This window comes from Variovorax sp. 05N34 (genome assembly GCF_056397405.1).
The window spans coordinates 12,427-33,343 of sequence record NZ_JBFTNI010000012.1; the positions used below are offsets into that span (position 1 = coordinate 12,427).

General features: G+C 63.5%; 20 protein-coding genes. 11 read left to right on the forward strand and 9 right to left on the reverse strand.

Annotation, left to right across the window (positions count from 1 at the left end; translation table 11 throughout):
• Positions 1–70 precede the first annotated feature (70 nt).
• Positions 71–640, reverse strand: a complete 570-nt coding sequence (locus AC1DMA_RS26445; RefSeq protein WP_478146000.1) for a MarR family winged helix-turn-helix transcriptional regulator — start codon at positions 638–640, stop codon at positions 71–73.
• 92 nt (positions 641–732) lie between these two features.
• Here AC1DMA_RS26445 and AC1DMA_RS26450 point away from each other — a divergent pair, with 92 nt between their 5' ends.
• The 3 genes from AC1DMA_RS26450 to AC1DMA_RS26460 are packed head-to-tail and all read left to right on the forward strand — an operon-like array spanning position 733 to position 3,356.
• Positions 733–2,007 carry an acyl-CoA dehydrogenase family protein gene (locus AC1DMA_RS26450; protein ID WP_478146001.1) on the forward strand — a complete coding sequence of 425 codons (1,275 nt, stop codon included), beginning with the start codon at positions 733–735 and terminating at the stop codon, positions 2,005–2,007.
• A gap of 15 nt (positions 2,008–2,022) precedes the next feature.
• Positions 2,023–2,568: a flavin reductase family protein gene (locus AC1DMA_RS26455; protein ID WP_478128892.1), complete on the forward strand. Its 546-nt coding sequence runs from the start codon at positions 2,023–2,025 to the stop codon at positions 2,566–2,568.
• Between the two features lie 38 nt (positions 2,569–2,606).
• The gene (locus tag AC1DMA_RS26460; protein ID WP_478128909.1) at positions 2,607–3,356 is read left to right on the forward strand and encodes a hypothetical protein; all 750 of its coding nucleotides are present in this window, start codon (positions 2,607–2,609) and stop codon (positions 3,354–3,356) included.
• Positions 3,357–3,499: 143 nt separating this feature from the next.
• On the opposite strand, the gene AC1DMA_RS26465 is transcribed toward AC1DMA_RS26460, so the two are convergent.
• The 3 genes from AC1DMA_RS26465 to AC1DMA_RS26475 all read right to left on the reverse strand — a co-directional run bounded on the left by AC1DMA_RS26465 (position 3,500) and on the right by AC1DMA_RS26475 (position 7,026).
• Positions 3,500–4,660 (reverse strand): IS30 family transposase, encoded by a 1,161-nt coding sequence (locus tag AC1DMA_RS26465; RefSeq protein WP_478146002.1) that lies wholly within the window; start codon positions 4,658–4,660, stop codon positions 3,500–3,502.
• A gap of 134 nt (positions 4,661–4,794) precedes the next feature.
• Positions 4,795–5,931 carry an ABC transporter substrate-binding protein gene (locus AC1DMA_RS26470; protein ID WP_478128893.1) on the reverse strand — a complete coding sequence of 379 codons (1,137 nt, stop codon included), beginning with the start codon at positions 5,929–5,931 and terminating at the stop codon, positions 4,795–4,797.
• A 15-nt stretch (positions 5,932–5,946) separates the two neighbouring features.
• Entirely contained in the window at positions 5,947–7,026 is a 1,080-nt protein-coding gene (locus tag AC1DMA_RS26475) for an aromatic ring-hydroxylating dioxygenase subunit alpha (RefSeq protein WP_478128894.1), read from the reverse strand.
• A gap of 111 nt (positions 7,027–7,137) precedes the next feature.
• Here AC1DMA_RS26475 and AC1DMA_RS26480 point away from each other — a divergent pair, with 111 nt between their 5' ends.
• A complete protein-coding gene (locus AC1DMA_RS26480; protein ID WP_478128895.1) occupies positions 7,138–8,148 on the forward strand; it encodes a LysR family transcriptional regulator in 1,011 nt (336 codons plus the stop codon).
• 62 nt (positions 8,149–8,210) lie between these two features.
• Here AC1DMA_RS26480 and AC1DMA_RS26485 read toward each other — a convergent pair whose 3' ends face one another.
• From AC1DMA_RS26485 to AC1DMA_RS26495, 3 genes are read right to left on the reverse strand one after another with little or no spacing between them, the layout of a single operon-like run.
• Positions 8,211–8,642 carry a DUF1330 domain-containing protein gene (locus AC1DMA_RS26485; protein ID WP_478128896.1) on the reverse strand — a complete coding sequence of 144 codons (432 nt, stop codon included), beginning with the start codon at positions 8,640–8,642 and terminating at the stop codon, positions 8,211–8,213.
• Between the two features lie 52 nt (positions 8,643–8,694).
• Positions 8,695–9,891, reverse strand: coding sequence for an acyl-CoA dehydrogenase family protein (locus tag AC1DMA_RS26490; RefSeq protein ID WP_478128897.1), 1,197 nt, complete (start codon positions 9,889–9,891; stop codon positions 8,695–8,697).
• A gap of 13 nt (positions 9,892–9,904) precedes the next feature.
• Complete coding sequence (locus tag AC1DMA_RS26495; RefSeq protein WP_478128898.1) at positions 9,905–10,684, reverse strand: VOC family protein; 780 nt, start codon at positions 10,682–10,684, stop codon at positions 9,905–9,907.
• 103 nt (positions 10,685–10,787) lie between these two features.
• On the opposite strand from AC1DMA_RS26495, the gene AC1DMA_RS26500 reads away from it, so the two are divergent.
• The 6 genes from AC1DMA_RS26500 to AC1DMA_RS26525 all read left to right on the forward strand — a co-directional run bounded on the left by AC1DMA_RS26500 (position 10,788) and on the right by AC1DMA_RS26525 (position 17,062).
• Positions 10,788–11,954: a CaiB/BaiF CoA transferase family protein gene (locus AC1DMA_RS26500; RefSeq protein ID WP_478128899.1), complete on the forward strand. Its 1,167-nt coding sequence runs from the start codon at positions 10,788–10,790 to the stop codon at positions 11,952–11,954.
• A gap of 37 nt (positions 11,955–11,991) precedes the next feature.
• Positions 11,992–12,783 carry an enoyl-CoA hydratase-related protein gene (locus AC1DMA_RS26505; RefSeq protein ID WP_478128900.1) on the forward strand — a complete coding sequence of 264 codons (792 nt, stop codon included), beginning with the start codon at positions 11,992–11,994 and terminating at the stop codon, positions 12,781–12,783.
• Positions 12,784–12,794: 11 nt separating this feature from the next.
• Complete coding sequence (locus tag AC1DMA_RS26510; RefSeq protein WP_478146003.1) at positions 12,795–13,565, forward strand: SDR family NAD(P)-dependent oxidoreductase; 771 nt, start codon at positions 12,795–12,797, stop codon at positions 13,563–13,565.
• A gap of 16 nt (positions 13,566–13,581) precedes the next feature.
• Positions 13,582–14,400, forward strand: coding sequence for an enoyl-CoA hydratase-related protein (locus tag AC1DMA_RS26515; protein WP_478128902.1), 819 nt, complete (start codon positions 13,582–13,584; stop codon positions 14,398–14,400).
• A gap of 78 nt (positions 14,401–14,478) precedes the next feature.
• Entirely contained in the window at positions 14,479–15,195 is a 717-nt protein-coding gene (locus AC1DMA_RS26520; RefSeq protein WP_478146004.1) for a GntR family transcriptional regulator, read from the forward strand.
• A 205-nt stretch (positions 15,196–15,400) separates the two neighbouring features.
• On the forward strand, positions 15,401–17,062 hold the full coding sequence (locus tag AC1DMA_RS26525; protein WP_478146005.1) for an AMP-binding protein: 1,662 nt from the start codon (positions 15,401–15,403) through the stop codon (positions 17,060–17,062).
• Between the two features lie 10 nt (positions 17,063–17,072).
• Here the strand turns inward: AC1DMA_RS26525 and AC1DMA_RS26530 are convergent, their stop codons facing one another.
• Together AC1DMA_RS26530 and AC1DMA_RS26535 are read right to left on the reverse strand one after the other, a co-directional pair.
• Positions 17,073–18,326 carry an acyl-CoA dehydrogenase family protein gene (locus AC1DMA_RS26530; RefSeq protein ID WP_478128905.1) on the reverse strand — a complete coding sequence of 418 codons (1,254 nt, stop codon included), beginning with the start codon at positions 18,324–18,326 and terminating at the stop codon, positions 17,073–17,075.
• A 40-nt stretch (positions 18,327–18,366) separates the two neighbouring features.
• On the reverse strand, positions 18,367–18,825 hold the full coding sequence (locus tag AC1DMA_RS26535; RefSeq protein WP_478128906.1) for a MaoC family dehydratase: 459 nt from the start codon (positions 18,823–18,825) through the stop codon (positions 18,367–18,369).
• A gap of 189 nt (positions 18,826–19,014) precedes the next feature.
• Between AC1DMA_RS26535 and AC1DMA_RS26540 the strand changes: the two genes are divergently transcribed.
• On the forward strand, positions 19,015–20,913 hold the full coding sequence (locus AC1DMA_RS26540) for a 3-hydroxyacyl-CoA dehydrogenase NAD-binding domain-containing protein (protein ID WP_478146006.1): 1,899 nt from the start codon (positions 19,015–19,017) through the stop codon (positions 20,911–20,913).
• Positions 20,914–20,917: the final 4 nt, after the last annotated feature.

Sequence of the window (20,917 nt, forward strand, 5' to 3'; positions counted from 1 at the left end):
GTCGAACACCGGGCAATTTCGTCAAGTCACCCCGTCGGGCACTGATGTCCTGTGCGGAAAGCGCATTTCCTCACTCGGTATCCAAAACCGCTAGGTTGTCGTAGACCATGGCGAGCATGTCTCGAAGCGCCTCTGCCTGCACGGCGCTCAACCCAGACAACGACACGCGCTCGTACAGCTGCGCGAGCGGGATGATTCGGAGCGTGAGCTCTCGTCCCGCCTCCGTCAAACCGAGAGCGATTGCACGAGCGTCCTCGTTCGATCGCTCGCGCACGAGAATGCCCCGCTGCAAGAGACCGTCTACCACTCTTGAGAGCGTGGAAGCGTCCGTTGATGTATGCAGTGCCAGATCCGACAGGCGCTGGTGCTCCTTGTGATGCAGAGCAACGCAAACCCGCCACTCGGTCAGCGATAGCTTGAACTGCTTGAGCTCCTTGCTGAACGACTGCCCCATTCGTGTTCCTGCGCGCGCAAGCAAGTAAGGGATCGCACGCTCCAGATCGTGATCTTCCTTTTTTCCTGCAGACGCATTCAACTCTGAGGGCGACCGACCGTTGGGTCGATGCTGCTGGATGGGCACCACTGAACCTGATTTTCGTTTCACAAAGGCGAATTTAACAGCAAATGATGCCGGAATCATAGAGTAAACCCTAGGCTCTTTTTAATTGCGTTTGCAAATATTATGGACTTTAATTGAGGCCTCACCCAACCCGTAGCACCTTGGAGACCTCCATGACCGAATCCGCCGCCCGCTTTGCTCCCTTCGCACAACTGAACCGCGTTGACCTCCCTGCGCCCGGCCGAAGGTCGCCCGTGGCTGACGCCCCTCCGATCGGGCAATTAGTTGCATCCGCAAGTGAACTCGTCCCGGTGCTGCGCGCCCGGGCGCAGCGAACAGAACAAGATCGCCGGGTGTCAGACGAGACCACCCGGGCCTTTCATGACGCGGGCTTCTTCAAGCTGATGCAACCTGCCCGATACGGCGGCTATGAGTACGGTTTCACTGCATTCATCGATGTGGTTAGCGAACTTGCACGCGGCTGCACCTCATCGTCTTGGGGCTGTTCTTTGGGCGCCATCCACCAGTGGCTGGTCGGCACGTTTCCCGAGCAAGCTCAGGAAGACGTGTGGGGCAAAGACCCCAGCGCCATCGTCTGCGGTTCATACGCGCCGGCAACCATGGCCGAGAAAGTCGACGGAGGCTACCTTGTGCACGGCAAGTGGCTTTTTGCATCCAACGTGGACAACTCTCAATGGGCTCTCCTCGGCGTCCAGTTTCCGCCCGAAGAGAAAGGTGCGGCACCCACCGCTGGGTTTCTGCTCGCTCCCCGATCCGATTGGTCTATCGAAGACAACTGGTATGTAGCGGGCCAAGCGGGAACGGGCTCGAAGGCCGTCGTGATCGAGAAGCCCACTTTCATCCCGGCACACCGCAAACTGACGTTCGCGGAAGCTTCGTCCAACTGCCCTCCGGGCACCAAGGTCAACGCAAATCCGATCTATCGCATCCCTTTCCTCTCCGCGGTGCCGGTGTGCCTGGTGTCTCCTATCCTCGGAACTGCTCAAGGTGCGGTCGACGAGATGATTGAATTGGCTGGCAACCGGGTCACCCGCGGCGCCGTATCTGGAGGTGGCAATCGCCTGAGCGAGTTCTTTCCTGTCCAGTCTCGCTTGGCCGAAGCATCCGCAAGCGTCGATGCGGCGCGGTTGCTGCTGTACCGGGACACCGCACAAGTCGAGCAAATGGCTCTCGACGGCAACACGATCAGTGTCGAACAAAGAATTCGAAACCGTCGAGACCACGCTTTCGCAGCACGTCTGTCACGCGATGCCGTTGAGGCCGTGTTCGCCAGCGTCGGGGGTGCGGGCTTGTCCCTGAATCAGCCCATTCAACGTATGTGGCGCGATGCGAACGCTATCTCTCGCCATATCAGTCTCAACTGGGACGCAGTTTCTTCGATGGTGGGGCAATACCTGCTCGGCCTGGAGCCCAAGGGACAGTACTGATCGCGGAGGCCAACCATGTACTCCTGGGCACTCATCACTGGCGACGAGGCCGACACGGTCGACGCTCGCCAACTCCGCCAGGCGCTGGGCGCATTCCCCACGGGCGTGTGCCTCGTCACGACCACAACGCCCGACGGCAAGCGCGAGGGGATGACAATCAACTCCTTCTCCTCGGTGTCGCTCGACCCACCTTTGATCTTGTGGAGCATTCGGGACGACACTCGCAGCGCCGACGCGTTCTTAGCAGCAAGGCCTTTCAACCTCAGCGTGTTGAGTTCCGAGCAGCGCGACCTCGCTTGGCATTTCGCGAAGCCTGCGCCAGACAAGTTCGAGCGCTTCGCTGACGAGTTCGAAATCGGATCCAACGGATGTGCAAAGCTGCTGCACAGCGTTGCAACATTCGAATGCTCCACGTATTCGCGCCATCAGGAAGGAGATCACACGATCATCCTCGGGCGGGTGGATGGCTTTTCGCGGACGGACATACCACCTTTGCTTTTTCATTCAGGGCAGATGGGGTCGCTGTGGGAGCTCGCCGATACGCTGGCCCGGCCACAATAGCTCAGCAGCGGTAGGAGAAAAATCCTCCTCTGTTGAGCATGGTCGACGCGACCGGCACCACGCAGGCTGCATGCTATGCGTCGACCTCACCCGCGGAGATAAGTTGTGTTGAACCGGGCAGCACCACGACGGCTGCTGCGCCTATGGTGCCTGGCATGAAGGCGACGGCGCTGAGGCCGGATCATCGTCGCGAGATTCTGGAGCCAGAAAAGAAGGGATACGCGCAAATGGAAGTCATATCCGATATTCCTGTCGAATCAGAGTCACCCATCGCTCTCACGATCGGCAAATTCGACGGCGTACATCTCGGCCACCGAGCAGTCGTCGAGAGATTGAAGCAGAACGCAGCAGCGCGGCAATTGCCCGCCTGCGCCCTGACGTTCGATCCGCATCCCATCGAGTACTTCCTTGGAGCGCGCGCGCCAGTCAGACTAACGTCGCTACGCGACAAGATCCGACTGCTCGAAGAAACACAGGCACTCGACAGGCTTTACGTCTTCCCCTTTACTGAAGCCATCGCGGGTATGTCACCTAAATCGTTCGTAGCTAACGTTCTTGTCGGACAGCTAGCGGTTCGGTCTCTGTTGGTCGGGAAGGATTTCCATTTCGGCGCTGAGCGAGGCGGTGACATAACTACTTTAAGGACGCTGGGCTGCGAAGTGGGCCTTGAGGTGGCCACGTTGGAGGACTTTTTCCTCGACGGGGTCCGCGTATCAAGTACCGCCATACGCGCTGCCGTCGCTGAGGGGGACGTCAGTCGTGTGCGACGCTTCCTTGGGCGGGGGTAAATGCCGGCGTAGAACACCGGCTCAATCGCTCCCGCATCGAAGTTAATTTAGCTCGCTCCAGAGCGGACGTCGGCGAACGGTAGGTCATGGTCGCCTACGGTAGTACGCGCGCATCGGCGCAAGGACCGCAAACGCTTGCGGATTCAACCGGTCGATGCAACACATTCGCTGAACATCTCAGCCGGTGTATGGAAACCGAGCGTCTTGCGCGGCCTCTCGTTCAATTGTCTCGCGATCGCGTTGAGTTGAAGCTGTGAGAACCCTGAGATGTCCATGCCCTTGGGCATGTACTGCCTGAGCAATCCATTCGTGTTCTCGTTGCTTCCGCGCTGCCATGGGTTCTGAGGATCGCAGAAGTACACCTGAATGTCGGTGGCCAACGTGAACTTCTTGTGAGCATGCATCTCCGTGCCTCTGTCCCAAGTCAGTGACTTGTAGAGTTCCTGGGGCAGTTTGCGGGCGTTCTTGACGAGCGCGTTGACGACAGTCTGAGAGTCCTTGCCATCCAGCTTGACCAACATCACATATCGCGTCTGACGCTCAACCAGCGTGGCGATCTGGCTGTTGGCGCTTCCAAAGAGCAAGTCGCCCTCCCAGTGGCCGGGAACTGCTCGATCTTCGACCGTGGCTGGCCGCTCGCTGATGGAGACGGCGTCGACGATTCTTCCGTGGACGTCTGTCTTCTGCGTGTACTGGCGTGAGCGGCGCATGCCCCGGGTGCGCCTGAGATGCTGCAGCAGCTCCTTCTTCAAGGCCCCGCGGGCTTGAATGAACAGGCTGCGGTAGATGGTCTCGTGGGACACGTGGGAGGTCTCGTCGCTCGGATAAGTATGCTTGAGCCAACCGGCAATCTGCTCCGGAGACCATTGCAGTCGAAGCTTCTCAGTGACGATGCGCGCCAGGTCCCGGTTCTCAACAAGTCTGCAGCGTTTGGGTCGACGAGCCCGATCCCAGGTCGCCTGATCGGCCTGGGTCGCTCGATAGCATCCCGGACCACCATTGCGCTTGATCTCACGGCTGATGGTGGATGCAGCTCGCCCGAGGATCAATGCGATCGAGCGAATCGAGAAGCCAGCCGCCATGGCACGCGAGATCTCCTCGCGCTCGGCGAGTGTCAGCGCCATCGATGAACGGCTTCGCTCCGGTGGTTGAATGCCACCCGTACGGGACAGAATCTTTTGCACGGACGTGTGTGCCCGATTGAACAGTTGAGCAATCTGATGCAGGGTCCATCCCTGCCTCCATCGCTCCCACATCAATGCCTTCTGGCTGTCCGTGTAGTAGGTTCGCGTCCGGTAAGCCATCTGCAACACTCCTTCTGCCTACGGCAGTCATCAGTGGGTTGCATCGACCGGTTGAATCCGCACTCCAAACGCGAATTCTGGGTAGAGCTCTTGCAACTTCTACCTGCTTGCCCTGGCAACGGCGCTACAGAGCATCAATCGATGCCACGCCAGGCGCCTCCTTGGGCGCTCAGGACGAACCGCGCGCGACTGTCGTACCCATAGTGGTCTTTCGCGCTGTAGCGCAGCACGCCTTGCGGCACAACGACTTCACCCATGCCTTCAAGTGCTTCCTTGAGCGCCAGGCGGAACTCCAGAGTGCCCGGCTTTGCCTTGTTCAGCGCCAGAGGAATCGCCTTGTCCAGGAGCAGCTTGGCACCCCAGACGTTGGCCGCAAACTGGTTGTAGCTTCCGGCACCGAATTTCAACTCGTAGAGCTTGATGAAGTCGAGCGCCACCTTCTTCGACGGATGAATGTCGGGCAACTGGTCGGCCGCCACCGCGGGCCCCGACAAGCCCAGCGTGCCTTCGACATCCTTGCCGCCCATTCGCAGCAGGTCGGGCGCAACGGCGCTGTAGGTCTGGTAGACCTTGCCCTTGTAGCCGCGATCAACCAGGGCCTTCTGAGGCATCACTGCGCCGCTGCCTGACGCGACCACGAGCACCGCGTCGGGGTTGTGGGCCAGCACCTTCAACGCCTGCGAGGTTGCGCTTGAGTCCGTGCGTGAGAAGCGCTCGGCGGCTACCAGTTTGATGCCCTCCTTGTCTGCGAAACGGGTCATTTCGCGCAGCCAGCTTTCGCCGTACGAATCGGAGTAACCCAGGAAGGCGAAGGACTTGACGCCAGACTTTTTCATCTGCGCAACGGTGCCCTCAGCCATCAAGGCGATGCCCTGTGGGAGGCGAAAGGTGAAGGCATCCGCGCCTTCGGGAAGTTCGATGGGCGCCGCAGCCAGTTGCACAGTCTGCGATGCCAACGCCACTTGGGCAATCGCCAGTGCAGGCGGGCTCGCGGTGGAACCGACGATCACGTCGGCCTTCTCGTCCGCGACGAGACGTTGCGCGTTCTTGGCACCCCCGGTCGAGTCAGTGGCATCGTCCAGAACGACTATGCGTACTTTCTCGCCGCCGATCTGATCGGGGAACAACTGCATCGTGTTGCGTGGCGCGATGCCAAGCGCGGCGGCAGGGCCGGTGATTGAAAAGCTGGCGCCAATGACGATCTCGGCCTGGGCTGGCAACGCAGCCCATGCAGCCGCTGCGAACGCGGCAATGCGCAAATTCACTCTCATGGTTGCCTCTTCCTGTTATGGGTTGGACGCAAGCGCAGACCCGCGAATCGTCACTGGCATTGCTGCCGCGGATGCGCCTTGTTCCTGCTCTGCACCGCACATTTCCTGTATCAGACGACGGAACTGCGCCAGTGCCTTGTCGGCCGCGATGGGGTGCATTTGTCCGCCGGGTGTCGCAGCCAGCATGTCGCTTTGCGCCTGGATGATCTGGCGGTCCTCCTCGAACGCGGTGCACAGGCTTTGATAGATCGACTCTGTGATGGTGGCGTCGTCCAGGCGGAACTTGTGGGCTTGCATGAAGAAGTAGTGGGTGCTGCCGGCGGTCTCCGGCGTCAGGGCCTGACAACTGTGGAATTGGAGGGCTCCCGTCATGTCGTCGTGCGGCGTGTCCGCAGGCTTGACGTGAGCGTGCATCAGCAACACACCGGGCACCAGGAAGTCGTATGCAAAGCGCCTGTTCACCTTCCCCGTGAATCCGCCGAGGCGTGCGTGATACGGGGCGGGCACGGTGTCGCGCACATCACGCGTGACGTGCAGGCCACGATCGAGGCGTGTGACCTCGGGGCGCGATTGGGCAATGTTGGGCGACCCGCCAAGTGTCTTCTCATGCACATACGAGAGATGCGAAAAGTCCAGCAGGTTGTCGCAGATCAGCAGGTAGTCGGTGTCGTAATGCAAGTAGCCGGGCTTGTAACGCCATTCAGGGTGCTTCAGTGAGAAGGCGTCAGGAATGAGCGCAGGATCAGCGCGCTGTGGATCACCCATCCAGATCCAGATCCACCGGCCCCGCTCTTGCACCGGATAGCTGCGAACGCACAGTCGCGGCGGGATGTTCTCTTGCCCTGGGACTTCGGCGCACCGACCGTCGGCGCCGAACTTGAGGCCGTGGTACATGCAGCGGATCGCGTCACCTTCGCGCCGCCCCATTGACAGGGGCGCCCCGCGATGCGCACAGCGGTTGTCCATTGCCACCGCCACGCCATCGGCTCGGCGGTACACCAGCACGGGCTGGTCGAGGATCGTGCGCGCCAACAGAGTGTCGGCAAGCACTTCGTGGTCCCAGGCGGCCACGTACCAACAGTTCTTCACAAACATCGTGTGTCTCCGTCCCGGCGGATCGAGCCGCCTGTCTTCAGGTTCAGGGCAGGGCCACTCTAGGTATTGGCCCTCTATCGTGCAATACGCTGAACCGGAGAATCACTATCTGTGAAATCGATAGACAAGACTTTTGCGACCGCATTCGACCTGAACTTGCTCCGGGTACTGGTCACGCTGGACAGCACCCGGAGCGTGACCTACGCGGCTGACGCGCTGGACATGAGCCAGTCAGGCTTCAGCAGTGCGCTGGCCAGGTTGAGGCAACTTTGCGACGACCCGCTTTTCGTGCGCACTGCCGACGGCATGACACCGACGCCGCGCGCAGAACGCATGATTGCTACCGCACGATCTGTCCTGGAGCAGGTGGCAGAGGGCGTGCTCGGGCAACCTGGCTTCGATCCGGCCACCACCCGCACCGAGTTTCGTCTTGCCATGGCAGACGTCGCCGAAATCGTGTTCCTCCCAAGATTGCTGCGTCGCCTGCAGGAGCACGCACCTGGCGCCCGCGTGGCTTGCTCGACGCTCGCTCACGGGCCTTTGCAGGCTGCCATGACCGCGGGAGAAGTCGATCTGGCGCTCGGGTACTTTCCGGACCTCGGCTCGCAGTCGTTTTTTCAGCAGCGCTTGTATGTCCACACCTATGCCTGCATGGTGCGCAAGGGCCATCCCTTGGAGGGCAGCCGGTTGACTGAGAAGGCGTTCCTGAAGTTCGGCCACGCGGTTGTGGCTTCGCCCGCGCGAAGCAACGATCTCTTTGAGAAGTTCCTCGAGCAACGCGGTTTGAAGCGTCACATCGTGTTGAGCACTCCGCACCACATGAGTCTGCCAGCCATCATCGAAGAGACTGATCTGCTGGCAACGGTGCCATTGGCCACGGGCGCACGGTTTGCGCAGCTAGGCACCGTGCAGTTGCTTGGCCTGCCGTTCGATCCCCCGACGTTCTCGGTGCAACAGCACTGGCACCGGTTGGTGCATCACGATGCCCGTAGCCAATGGCTCCGAAGTCAGTGCTCTGCGCTCTTCAACGACGCATCCGACGAATGGCGTGAGGTTGAGGCAGCGCTTTACGGAACGGACCTTCGCGGTGCGACAAAGCGGCTCTCCGGCAGTGCTTCGTAGTGAGCTCGACGTGGACGTGCTGACAACTGTTGAAAGTGCGGTTACAGAGTTGCGCAAGCGTCTCATGCGCTTGGAATCCTCGCACTGCGCATGGCAATGAGACGAGCGTCGCTCAAGGCGGCAGTCCGATGATGGAGGACCGCCTTGTATTCCGGCGACTTGATCATGGCGGAGAAAGCATCGCGCGACGGGTACTCCACCAACAGCACCTCGTCCCAGGCTTCGCCCGCGGGGGCCACCAGGGCATGAAGCGCGCCGCCTTGCCAGACCACGCGCGCGCCCACCCTCGCCAGTAGCGGCGCCACGCCCGCGCTGTAGGCTGCATAGGCGGCGCGGCCGGAGCGCGGCGGCGCACCGGGGGCGTCAGCGGCCTGCTCGCGAAAGGCCAGCAGGTTCAGCATGGTCACTGGCGAGTCGGGCGGCACACGATCGAAGAGGCCTTTGAAGCTTTCACGGGTCGGATCGATGGCGATGCGTTCTTCGGGTTGCGTCATCCTGCGTCTCCTTGACGAGTTTCAATGTAGTGGCCTTCAGACTGGCACGCGCCTATAGCCCCAACTCCTGCTTCGCGATGATGTTGCGCTGGATCTCGTTGCTGCCGCCGTAGATCGACATCGCGCGACGCCAGAAGTAGTTGGGCGCCGCGCCGCGCACGCTGGCCTCGATGCCTTCGAGGTTCCCCTCGCCGCGCATCTGGGCCGGGTCGAGCACCTGCCCGTTCGGCCCCGACGCCTCGAAGATCAGCTCGGTGATTCGCTGTCCGATCTCGGTGCCGCGAATCTTCAATGCCGAGGCCAGTCCAGCGCCAGGGGAGCTGCCGCTTCCCATGCTCGACAGCGCCCGCAGTGTCGTGATTTCGAGCGCCTTCAGCTGCGACTCGACGGCCGACACCTTGGCGCGGAACACAGGGTCCTGGATCAGCGGACGGCCGCGGTGGCGCACGCCGGATGCGATGCGATGCAGGCGACGCATGGCGAAGGTGGAAAAGCCGATGTTCGAATTCTCGACGCGCTCATGTTCGAGCAGGAACTTCGCGTAGGTCCAGCCGCTGCCTTCCTCGCCGACCAGATTGCCCTTGGGCACCTTCACGTCAGTGAGGAACACGGCGTTGAAGGAACGCGTCCCTTCGAGCATCGGGATCGGCTGCACGACGATGCCGGGCGACTTCATGTCGATCAGCACGAAAGAGATGCCTCGCTGCGCCTTGGCCTCGCGGCTGGTGCGAACCAGGCAGAACATCCAGTCGGCGTAGTGGGCGTAGGAGGTCCAGATCTTCTGGCCATTGACGAGGTAGTGGTCGCCACGGTCTTCGGCCCGCGTGGCGAGCGACGCGAGGTCCGAGCCCGATGCGGGCTCCGAATAGCCCTGGCACCACCAGGTCGTCGATGCCCGAATGCCCGGCAGATGCTGCGCCTTCTGCGCCTCGTTGCCGAAATTGAAGATCACCGGCCCCACCATGCGCGGCCCGAAGGGCTGGATCGTCGGGCAGTTCAGCTCGGCGCTGATGGTCTCGAAGATGTAGCGCTGCGTGGCGTTCCAGCCCGGCCCGCCTTGAGAGATCGGCCATGTGTAGGCGTGCCATCCGCGCCGCCCCAGAATCTGCTGCCATCGCATGAAGTCCTCGCGATGCAAGTGCAGGTCGTGCTCCACGCGCCGCGAGATGTCACGCGGCAGGTTCTCGGTGATGAAGCTGCGCACCTCGTCGGCAAACGCTTGCTCTTCCTTCGAAAAGGCCAGTTCCATGGATGACTCTCCGTCAGTTCTTTGGGTGCAGCGAAAAGCGGATGCCGCCGATCGAGACGCTTGTGTTGTCGTTGGCGAGCCCGCGCGCCTGCGCGGCGCTGCGGATTGGGGTCGCGTCGCGAACCGACAGTTCGATGCCTGCGAGTCCTTCGCCGCGGTCGTCGCCCAGCGGGACGAATCGAAGGGCGGCGTTGTCGAGCCGCAGGTGCCAGTCGCCGTCCCCGCGTTCGACCGAACGCTGGAGGATGCGGCCCCAGCGCGTTGCCAGCGCCTCCGGGTCTTGGGCCTGCAGCACGGCGCCGGTGATGCCCCGCACATGAAGTTCCGAGACGGCATCGCGCCAGTGCGGTCCGGCAGGCCAGTAGGGGCCGTTCAGGTCCGCGCCGTTGCGCGTGGTGTTGATCTCCAGCAGCGCACCGCCCGTGTCGCGCGGATGCAGTTGCATGCCCTCGTAGTCGCCGATCGCAAGCGGCGCGGCAATGCGCACACCGATCGTGTCGACATGCGCCCGCCAGCGCGGCAGCGACTCGCTGTCCAGGATCACCATGTAGCCGCCATCGCCCTTGCGGCGCTCGATGTAGCGCCCGGCCGTGGTGCCTTCGCGCAGCGGCGCGACGACCTCGACAAAGCTGCTGCCGAAGGGCATCAGCGCGTTGTGCAAGCCGAACTGCCCCACCTCGGGATCGCGGTGGCAGACCTTCACGCCGAAGACGGCGCACAGGTCTTCTTCCACCGGCGCCAGTTGCGCGGCCACCAGGCAGAGCTGGCGCAGTCTCAGAAAAGTCGTTGTCAAAACGTTTGTCTCCTTGTGATCGTTCTTGGATGCGAGTTGGAATATGATATAACAAATACAGAACTGACAAGAACACAACCGAGACGAGACAAAGGCGCCTTTCATGACATCGCTTGCCGGACTGCGCGTACTGGATTTGTCGCGCTTCATCGCTGGACCGTACTGCGCCATGATGCTCGGCGACATGGGCGCCGAAGTGGTGAAGATCGAGCCGCCGGGAGAGGGCGAATACGCCCGCCGCGCCTTGCCGGCCGTGAACGGGCAGAGCCTCTATACCTTCATCGTCAACCGCAACAAGAAGAGCTTCGCGCTCGACCTGCGCAGCGAGAGTGGGCTCAGTCTGCTGCGCAGCCTCATCGCGAAGGCCGACGTGCTGGTCGAGAATTTCCGTCCGGGCACGATGGAAAAGATGGGCCTCGGATGGGATGCGGTGCACGCGCTCAACCCGCGGCTCGTGATGACGCGCATCTCCGGCTTCGGCCAGGACGGGCCGCTCGCTCACAAGCAATGCTTCGACGGCGTCGCGCAGGCCATGAGCGGCCTGATGGACATGACGGGCGCCGAGGATGGGCCGCCGACCATGATCGGCTCCTTCGTGTGCGACTACACCACGGGCATGTATGCCGCGCTGGGCATCCTTGCTGCGCTCAATGCGCGGCATGCGACGGGGCAGGGGCAACTGGTCGATGTTTCGCTGCTGGAGAGCGCCGCATCGCTGCTCATGACGGCGATCCCGCAGCAGAAGCTCTTCGGTACCACCATGACGCGCGTCGGCAGCCGCGACCGCTTCGTGGCGCCTTCGAATACTTTTGCCACCGGCGACGACCGCTATGTGCTGATCGTGGGCGGCGACGACAACATGTTCCCACGCGTCGTGCGGGCCATGAAGCATCCGGCGCTGCTGGACGATCCGCGCTTCGTGTCGATGGCGTCCCGCTTGGAACATCGTGACGCAGTGGAAAGCATCGTGGCCGACTGGATGCTCGCGCACAAGGCGGATGAGATCGTCGCCCGCCTCGAAGCCGAGGGTGTGCCCTGCGCCAAGATCGCGACGATCGACGAAGTGGTCGACAACCCTCAGCTTCGCCATCGAGGCGCCATCGCCGACATCCCCTTCGGCGGCACCAGCGTGCCGGTGCAGGGCGTGACCATTCATCTCTCGGCGACTCCGCTCACCATCGAGCGCGCCATGCCGGAAGTCGGCGAACACAATGCCGAGGTACTCCAGCAGTGGCTTGGGCTTGAACCCGACCCGCTTGCCACCCGGTGAACATCAACGACACGCAGCCACAATAGGAGACACCCACTTGACCACCGAGCTCATCGAACGATTCGAAGCGGGCGTACTGACGCTCACCCTCAACAGGCCGGAACGCCTCAATGCGCTGACCATGCCGATGACCGAAGCGCTGCTTGCGGCGCTGCGCCGCGCCGCGGTCGACAACGAAGTGCGGGCCGTCGTTCTGACGGGCGCAGGGCGCGCCTTCTGTGCCGGCGGTGACGTCAAGGCCATGGCCGAAGACGACGCGACCCGCCACACGCTTGAATCCCGCACCCTGCAGCTTCGCGAACACATGGAGTGCTCGCGGCTGCTGCACGAGATGTCCAAGCCCACTATCGCGGTGGTTCGCGGCGCAGCGGCCGGCGCCGGCTTGTCGCTCGCGCTCGCGTGCGATCTGCTGTTGGCGAGCGACACGGTCAAGCTCACATCGGCCTTCGCCAAGGTCGGCCTGTCGGGCGACTTCGGCAGCACCTATTTCCTGACCAAGCTGCTGGGGCAGCGGGCGCGTGCCTTCGCTTTGCTCTCGCCCGTGCTCAAGGCCGACGAAGCGCTCCAGCTGGGACTGGTCACGCGCGTGGTGCCGGACGCCGAACTCGACGCCGAAGGGCGCGCTCTCGCGCAGCAACTGGCCGACGGGCCTTCAATCACGCTCGGTCACATCAAGGCCAATCTCAACGCAGCGGAGCAGGGCGCCACCTTGGCGCAGGCACTCGACCACGAGGCCATCCGCCACATTCGCTGCGGCATGACCGAAGACCACCAGGAAGCGGCCCGCGCCTTTGTCGAGAAGCGTGCGCCGAAGTTCGTCAACCGTTGAAGGAGCCCGCCGTGGACCGCTTTTCTCTCAAGGGCAAGACTGCCATCGTCACCGGATCGTCGCGCGGCATCGGTCGTGCCATCGCCATCGCCTATGCCCGCGCGGGTGCGCGCGTCGTGGTCACCAGCCGCAAGGTCGACGCTTGCAATGCGGTGGTCGAGCAGTTGCGCGGCGAAGGCCTGGAAGCCATCGCCGTCGCCTGCAACATTTCCAGCAAGGAACAGGTGACCGCGCTGGTCGACCAGACCGAGAAAGCCTATGGGCCGGTCGACGTGCTGGTCTGCAACGCGGCCGTCAATCCGTACTACGGGCCGATGTCCGGCATCAGCGACGAAGCCTTCTCCAAGGTGATGGATGTGAACATCCGGTCGAACCTGTGGCTGGTCAACCGGGTTGCGCCGGGAATGGCGGAGCGGGGCGGCGGCTCGATCGTCATCGTCAGCTCGATCGCCGGCCTGACGGGCTCGCGCGTGCTGGGCGCCTATGCCATCTCGAAAGCGGCCGACATGCAGCTCGCGCGCAATCTCGCTTTGGAGTGGGGCAAGCAGGGCGTGCGCACCAACTGCATCGCGCCGGGCCTCATCAAGACCGACTTCGCCAAGGCGTTGTGGGACAACCCGAAGACGCTGGCCGCGGCGCTGGCGTCCAGCCCGCTCAACGCCATCGGTGATCCGGAAGACATTGCCGGAGCCGCACTGCTGCTGGGCTCCGATGCGGGGCGCTTCATCACCGGCACGACCATCGTCATCGACGGCGGCGCCACCATCGGCGGCGAAGCCTGAGAAAGGAAGGACATCGATGAGCTTCCAGGACATCACCATCGCGACCGAAGGCCGCATCCTCACCATCACGCTGAACCGGCCCGAGCGACTCAACGCATGGACGCACCGCATGGAGACCGAGTTCCGCCAGGCGGTCGAAGCTGCCGAGGCCGATGAGGGGGTGCGCGCCATCGTGGTCACCGGCGCGGGCCGGGGCTTTTGCGCCGGGGCGGACATGGACATTCTCGAAGCGGGCGCAGCCGGTGCGGCTGACACCACCATTCCGGTGGCCGCCGGATCCCGCTCAGCCAATGGCATCGAAGCCAACTACACATGGCGCTTCAGCTATCTGCTGCGCGTGCGCAAGCCCATCTTCGTGGCCATCAATGGCCCGATCGCCGGCATCGGCCTGTGCATGGCCGTCTTCTGCGACTTCCGCTACATGGCCGAGGGGCAGAAGCTCACGACCGCCTTTGCCAAGCGCGGGCTGATCGCCGAGCACGGCATCTCGTGGATGTTGCCGAGGCTGATCGGCCCGACGCATGCACTCGACCTGCTTCTGTCGGCGCGCACGCTGGTCACGGCGGAGGCGGCATCGCTCGGGCTGATCAAGGCATTGCCGGCCGAAGGCTTCCTGGCGGCAGTCCAGGCGATCGCGCGCGAGATGACCGAGAACGCCTCGCCGCGTTCCATCGGCGTCATCAAGCGGCAGGTGTACGACAGTCTCTTCCAGGACCTGGACACCGCCTGGCGCCGCGCCGATGAGGAAATGCAGGCCTCTTTTGCGAGCGAGGATTTCCGCGAAGGTGTGGCGCATTTCCTGGAAAAGCGCGCTCCTGCGTTCACGGGCCGTTGATCAGAGCGGCACCATTTGAAATAACATATTCGCTATTTGACAATTGACAAAGGCGTGTTTCCGCATGCCTCGCACGCCATGGAAGACCTTCTCACTCGCGACAGCCTCAACGCGCAGGCCTATGCCCGGCTGTGCCGCGACCTCAAGGCCGGCCGGTTCGCGCCCGGCGAAAAGCTCAAGCTGCGCGATCTCGCGGCCGAGATGGGCATCAGCCCGACCCCTGTGCGGGAGGCGCTGGCGCGGCTCATCTCGGAGCAGGCGCTCGAACAGGTGGGTCACCATTCGGTGCGGGTGCCGATCATGAGCGAGGAGCGCTTCGCCGAGGTGCGCGAGCTTCGCCTCATGCTCGAAGGGCAGGCGGCGGCCCGCGCGGCCCAGCGTGCCAGCGCCGACGACCTGAAGAAGCTCGAAGCCATCCACGAGCGCATGGCCGCCTTGCGCGAGGCGGGCGACATGGCCGGCGAGCTGCTCGAATCCGAGCGCTTTCACATGGCCGTGTATGCGTTGGCTGCCATGCCGGTGCTGCAGCGCATCGTCGAGAGCTTGTGGCTGCAATGCGGGCCGCTCATGAAGGCGCTGCAGACGCATGCGCTCGGGCAGCCTCGCAAGCAGCATCCGCACCACATGGTGATGCGCGGGCTGCGCAAGCACGACGGCGAGGTAGCACGGCGCGGCGTCCATGACGAGATCGAGCGCACCTCGGCGCCGATCCTCGCCTATCTGCGCGAGCGCGGCGCGCAGATTCCGGCGCAGGACGTGAAGCCTGCTCGCCGCCGCGTCGGCCAACCAGCCTGAGGCGCATCGCGTCAACACGATTGGGCATGTCCTGCAAGAGGGCGTGCCCGCAGGTCCATGCAGCGGGGAAATGCACTTGCATGCTCAATATTCATTGACCTGCGCTTGTCGCTTCCGGTGCAAGGCCGCATGATCGTGCACAAACCGGGCGTCCCGCATAGTGGGCCGAATCCGGACGAGCAGACCGCCTCGGAGACACGCCAGCATGATCGCTTACCGCCACGGCTCTCAGCCGCTGCATGAGTATTTGCGCCTGCACGCCCGCAGCACGCCGGACAAGCCGGCATTGATCTGGTACGGGCGCCGGATTTCGTACGCCGAACTCGACGACCTGAGCGACCGCTTCGCCCAAAGCCTGCGCGACCGTGGTATTGGCCAAGGCGACGTGGTGGCGCTCTTCCTGCACAACTGTCCGCAATACCTCATTGCGCACTTCGGCGTGCAAAAGCTCGGCGCCATCGTGAGCCCCTGCAACCCCGATGCCCGCGCGTACGAGCTGGAACACCAGCTCAACGAACTGGATGCCAGCGCCGTGGTGGCCGGCGAGGAGCTCCTCAAGGTCGTGCTCGGCTCCAGCGCGATGCACACCGTGGCGCACGTCTTCGCGGTGCGCTACGGCGAGATGCTCCCTGCGACGCTCGCCATCGACGTGCCGGCGAACATCCGGCTGCGGCATGAGCCGGCGCCGGCTCTGCCGGCCTGCGTCATCGACTTCGCCGATGCACTCGCCGAAGCGGAATCGTTCACGCCGGTGGACACCATCGCGATGGACGACGTCTCGCTCATGGCCTACACCTCGGGCAGCACCGGGCTGCCGAAGGGCGCGATGATCAGCTTCGAATGCGCGCTCTACAAGACCGCGGTGAGCGCCGACAGCTTCAGGATCGGCAGTGACGACGTGATGCTGGCCGACGTCGCGTTGCACCACATTTCGGGAATGATGACCGGCCTGGCCATTCCCATCTATGCAGGGGCGACCGTCGTGCTGCTGCACCGCTTCGATGCGACGGCCGTGCTGCAGGCCATCGAGGCCTGCAATGTGAGCTGGTGGTACACCATGGCGCCTTCCTTGCCGTCGACCATGGCGTGTGACGACGCGGCCACCTACGATCTGTCGTCGCTGCGCACCACGGTCGGCACCAGTTTCGGCGTTCAACTGACCGAATCGCTCGCGGGGCGATGGAGCCGCTTCGCGAACGGCTGCCTGGTCTACGAGGCGGGCTACGGCCTGAGCGAGACCCACACTTGCGACACGCTGATGCCGCCCGATGCCATCAAGTGGGGCACCAATGGCAAGCCCGCGCCTGGCGTGGAGCTGCGCATCGTCGACCCCGACACCGGCTGTGAATTGCCGACGGGCCAGCGCGGCGAGATCCTGCTGCGCGGGCCCATCCGGTACAAGGGCTACTGGCTGCACCCGGAAGCCACGCAGGCCATGCAGCTCGATGGCTGGCTGCGCACCGGCGACGTTGGCGTCGTGGACGACGAGGGCTACCTCACCTTCCTGGGCCGCACCAAGGAAATGATCAAGGTCTGGAGCTACAGCGTCTTTCCCGAAGAGGTCGAGGCCATCCTCGCGATGCACCCCGACGTGCGTCAGGCGGCGGTGGTCGGCCTGCCCGACCCGGATCGTGGCGAGGCCGTGCAGGCTTATGTCGTGCTCAAGGACGAGGCCGCCGCGCGCGTGCGCGCGGGCCAGCAGACCGATCGGGCGGACCAGAGGATCATCGAATGGTGCCTGCAGCACATGTCGCACTACAAGGTGCCGCGCACCGTCATCTTCCGCAACGGCCTGCCGTCATCGAAGAACGGCAAGCTGCTGCGGCGAATGCTGCGTGATCCTGCCGGCTCGATGGCGGTGAACTGAGCCGCCCGGCTCAACGCGCCGCGACCGGCGCACGCTGCCTGGCGTATCCGGCCAGCTCGTGCTTGGCGATGGCGTTGCGATGAACCTCGTCCGGCCCATCGGCTACGCGCAGATGGCGGGCATAGGCATAGAACGATGTCAGCAGCGTGTCCTGGCTCAAGCCGGCCGCGCCGAAGGCCTGCATGGCGTCGTCGATCACCTGCACGCAGTTGTTCGGCGCGATGACCTTGATCATGGCGATCTCCTTCGCTGCCACCTTGTTGCCGACGGTGTCCATGCGCCAGGCGGCATGCAGCACCATCCAGCGCGTCTGGTCGATCAGCATGCGGGCCTTGGCAATGCGCTCGCGCCACACGCCCTGTTCGGACAGCGGCTTGCCAAAGGCCACGCGAGAGACCACGCGCTCACACATCATCTCCAGCGCCGACTCGGCCATCCCGATCATGCGCATGCAGTGATGAATGCGCCCGGGGCCGAGGCGTCCTTGGGCGATCTCGAACCCGCGCCCTTCGCCGAGCAGCAGGTTCGACGCCGGCACGCGCACGTTCTCGAACAGCACTTCCGGATGGCCGAAGGGCGCGTCGTAGTGGCCCATGAGCGCCATGTCGCGCAGGACCGTCACGCCCGGCGTGTCGCGCGGCACGATGATCATGGACTGCTGCCGATGCCTGTCGGCGTTGTCCGGATCGGTCTTGCCCATGAGGATGAACAGCTTGCAGCGCTCGTTCATCGCGCCGGTGATGTACCACTTGCGCCCATTGATCACGTAGTCGTTGCCGTCGCGCCGGATGCTGCATTCGATATTGGTGGCGTCCGAAGAGGCCACGGCCGGTTCGGTCATCGCGAAGGACGAGCGGATCTCGCCGTCGAGCAGCGGACGCAGCCAGCGCTCCTGCTGTTCCGGCGAACCGTAGCGCGCGATGACCTCGGTGTTGCCCGTGTCCGGCGCGCTGCAGTTGAAAGCTTCGGCGCTCCAGTAGCGGCGGCCCATGATTTCGCACAGCGGCGCGTATTCGAGGTTCGTCAGCCCGGCGCCATGGCCGGCCTCGGGCAGGAACAGGTTCCAGAGTCCCGCCGCCCGCGCCTTCGGCTTGAGTTCCTCCATCAGCGGAAGGGTCGTGTAGCTTCCGCCCTTCTGCGCATTGAGGTAGGACTGGTGAGCTTCTTCCTCGCGACGCTTCTCGTTCGGATAGATGTGTTCGTCCATGAAAGCGAGGAGGCGGCTTTGGAGATCCTGGACCTTGGGGGTGTATTCGAATTGCATGTTGTTGAATGGAGTGAGGGGTGGATTGAAAAGGCCGGCGTCACGACCAGGAAAAGAGGCCCAGCGAGACCGCCACGAGCGCAGGCTTGTCCTGGCCTTCAATCTCGACCGTGTTTTCGGTGCGAAGCAACGTCCAGCCGTCTTCGCGCGGCTCGGCGGCCAGCAGCTTGATGTGATTGCGCACGCGTGAGCCGGCACGCACCGGCGCCATGAAGCGCAGCTTGTCGAGCCCGTAGTTGACCGACTTGGTGGGCTTCAGCCCGCCGAGCAGTTCATAGGAGGTGATCGGGAGCAGCGAGAGCGTGAGAAAGCCATGCGCAACCGGCGCGCCGAAAGGGCTCTCGCTTTTGGCGCGTTCGACGTCGATGTGGATCCACTGGCGGTCTTCGGTGCAATCGGCAAAGGCGTCGATGCGCGATTGCGGCACCTCCACCCATGATGAGCTGCCGATGGATTGGCCGACGTATTGCTGGAGGTTGTCCCGGTTCAGAAGAGGCATGGCATGTATGAAGTGGGGTCAGGTGGGGTGGGCCGCGGATGGATGGGCCATGCTCCGATAGTGCCCCGACTGGCGCGCGCCGGGGCGTCCTCCGCATGAAGGCTTTTCATCCGCCGCATGCGGCGTGTTGATGCAGCCGCATCGCGCGTGCGGGAACATCGGATGGCATCAACGCCGAAAGGAACATGCGTGACAGCCAGCTACGAAGTGCGAGACGGCATCGCCGTCATTGCGATGGACAACCCGCCCGTCAACAGCCTGGGCCTGGGCAACCGGCGCTTCATCGCCGAATCGGTGGCGCGCGCGCAGGACGATGCGGCGGTCCGTGCCATCGTGCTGACGGGACAAGGTCGCGCCTTCTGTGGCGGCGCGGACATCCGCGAATTCAACAAGCCGGAGGCCACCGCCGCCCCGGACTTGGTGGATGTCATCCGGATCGTCGAAGGCGCCAGCAAGCCTGTGATTGCTGCGATCCACGGCGTCGTGATGGGGGGTGGCCTCGAACTTGCGATGGGGTGCCACTACCGCGTGGTCCTGAGCGGTACGCAGGTCGCGCTGCCGGAGGTTCGCATCGGCATTCTGCCCGGTGCCACCGGCACCCAGCGCCTGCCGCGCCTGATCGGGCTCGAGCCCGCCCTCAACATGATCGTGACCGGTGACACGGTGATGAGCGACGTGCTGGCGGCGATTCCCTCTCAGAAATTGTTCGACCGGATCGTGCGGGCGGATGTTCTTCTCGCCGCCATCGAGTTCGCACGGGACATGGCCGACGTGCGACCGCTGCCACGTTCGCGCGACTTGAAGGTGCACCATCCGAACCCCGAGGCCTACCTGCAGTTCGCGCGCAACATGGTCGCGGCCAGTTCGCGCAACTATCCCGCGCCCCTGCGTTGTCTGGACTGCGTTGCCCAGTCGGTGCGGCTGGACTTCGATGCCGCCGTGGCGTACGAGCGCGCCGCGGTCACGGAACTCGTGTGGACCCCGGAGAGCGCTTCGCTGCGCCATGCTTTCTTTGCGGAGCGCGCCGCCAGCAAGATTCCGGACGTGCCGGAAGACACGCCCCAGCGCGCCATCAAGTCCGTCGGCGTGATCGGCGCGGGCACCATGGGCGGCGGCATCTCGATGAACTTCCTGAACGCGGGCATCCCCGTCAAGATTCTCGAGATGAAGCAGGAGGCGCTTGATCGCGGCATCGCCACCATCAAGAAGAACTACGAATCCCAGGTCAAGAAGGGCAAGCTCAAGCAGGACAAGTACGAGCAGCGCATGGCGCTCCTGAGCACCACGCTCGACTACAACGACCTGAAGGACGCGGACCTCATCATCGAGGCGGTGTTCGAAGAACTGGGCGTCAAGGAAAAGGTCTTCAAGGAACTCGATCGCGTCGCCAAGCCCGGCGCCATCCTGGCTTCGAACACCTCCACGCTGGACGTCGACAAGATTGCCGCCTTCACGAAGCGTCCGCAGGACGTGGTCGGCATGCACTTCTTCAGCCCCGCCAACGTGATGAAGCTGCTCGAAGTCGTGCGCGGCAAGGCAACGGCCAAGGACGTGCTCGCGACGGTCATGTCCACGGCCAAGAAGATCAAGAAGACGGCAGTGGTCTCCGGCGTGTGCGACGGCTTCATCGGCAACCGCATGATCGAGCAGTACTCGCGCCAGGCGGGCTTCCTGCTGGACGAAGGCGCGACCCCGCAGCAGGTCGACAAGGCGATCGAGAAGTTCGGCTTCGCGATGGGCCCGTTCCGCATGGGCGACCTCGCGGGCAAGGAAATCGGCATCACGCCGCGCAAGATCTCGGACGAGGAAATCGTTCAGCGACTGGTGTATGCGCTGGTCAACGAAGGCGCGCACATCCTCGAAGACGGCATTGCATCGAAGTCCGGCGACATCGACATGGTGTACCTGACGGGCTATGGCTTCCCGATCTGGCGCGGCGGTCCGATGCATTACGCATCGCAGGTGGGCCTGTACAACGTGGCCGAATCGATGAAGCGTTTTGCGAAGAACCCGCATGACAACGCGAAGTTCTGGCAGCCTGCGGCGCTAATCCAGAAGCTGGTGGCCGAAGGCAAGTCCTTCAGCTGATCTG

What these genes read in the sequence shown, in the direction of transcription:
- AC1DMA_RS26445 (WP_478146000.1), bottom strand. Translation starts at nt 640, where the DNA reads ATGATTCCGGCATCATTTGCTGTTAAATTCGCCTTTGTGAAACGAAAA.
- AC1DMA_RS26450 (WP_478146001.1), top strand. Translation starts at nt 733, where the DNA reads ATGACCGAATCCGCCGCCCGCTTTGCTCCCTTCGCACAACTGAACCGC.
- AC1DMA_RS26455 (WP_478128892.1), top strand. Translation starts at nt 2,023, where the DNA reads ATGTACTCCTGGGCACTCATCACTGGCGACGAGGCCGACACGGTCGAC.
- AC1DMA_RS26460 (WP_478128909.1), top strand. Translation starts at nt 2,607, where the DNA reads ATGGTCGACGCGACCGGCACCACGCAGGCTGCATGCTATGCGTCGACC.
- AC1DMA_RS26465 (WP_478146002.1), bottom strand. Translation starts at nt 4,660, where the DNA reads ATGGCTTACCGGACGCGAACCTACTACACGGACAGCCAGAAGGCATTG.
- AC1DMA_RS26470 (WP_478128893.1), bottom strand. Translation starts at nt 5,931, where the DNA reads ATGAGAGTGAATTTGCGCATTGCCGCGTTCGCAGCGGCTGCATGGGCT.
- AC1DMA_RS26475 (WP_478128894.1), bottom strand. Translation starts at nt 7,026, where the DNA reads ATGTTTGTGAAGAACTGTTGGTACGTGGCCGCCTGGGACCACGAAGTG.
- AC1DMA_RS26485 (WP_478128896.1), bottom strand. Translation starts at nt 8,642, where the DNA reads ATGACGCAACCCGAAGAACGCATCGCCATCGATCCGACCCGTGAAAGC.
- AC1DMA_RS26490 (WP_478128897.1), bottom strand. Translation starts at nt 9,891, where the DNA reads ATGGAACTGGCCTTTTCGAAGGAAGAGCAAGCGTTTGCCGACGAGGTG.
- AC1DMA_RS26500 (WP_478128899.1), top strand. Translation starts at nt 10,788, where the DNA reads ATGACATCGCTTGCCGGACTGCGCGTACTGGATTTGTCGCGCTTCATC.
- AC1DMA_RS26515 (WP_478128902.1), top strand. Translation starts at nt 13,582, where the DNA reads ATGAGCTTCCAGGACATCACCATCGCGACCGAAGGCCGCATCCTCACC.
- AC1DMA_RS26520 (WP_478146004.1), top strand. Translation starts at nt 14,479, where the DNA reads ATGGAAGACCTTCTCACTCGCGACAGCCTCAACGCGCAGGCCTATGCC.
- AC1DMA_RS26525 (WP_478146005.1), top strand. Translation starts at nt 15,401, where the DNA reads ATGATCGCTTACCGCCACGGCTCTCAGCCGCTGCATGAGTATTTGCGC.
- AC1DMA_RS26530 (WP_478128905.1), bottom strand. Translation starts at nt 18,326, where the DNA reads ATGCAATTCGAATACACCCCCAAGGTCCAGGATCTCCAAAGCCGCCTC.
- AC1DMA_RS26535 (WP_478128906.1), bottom strand. Translation starts at nt 18,825, where the DNA reads ATGCCTCTTCTGAACCGGGACAACCTCCAGCAATACGTCGGCCAATCC.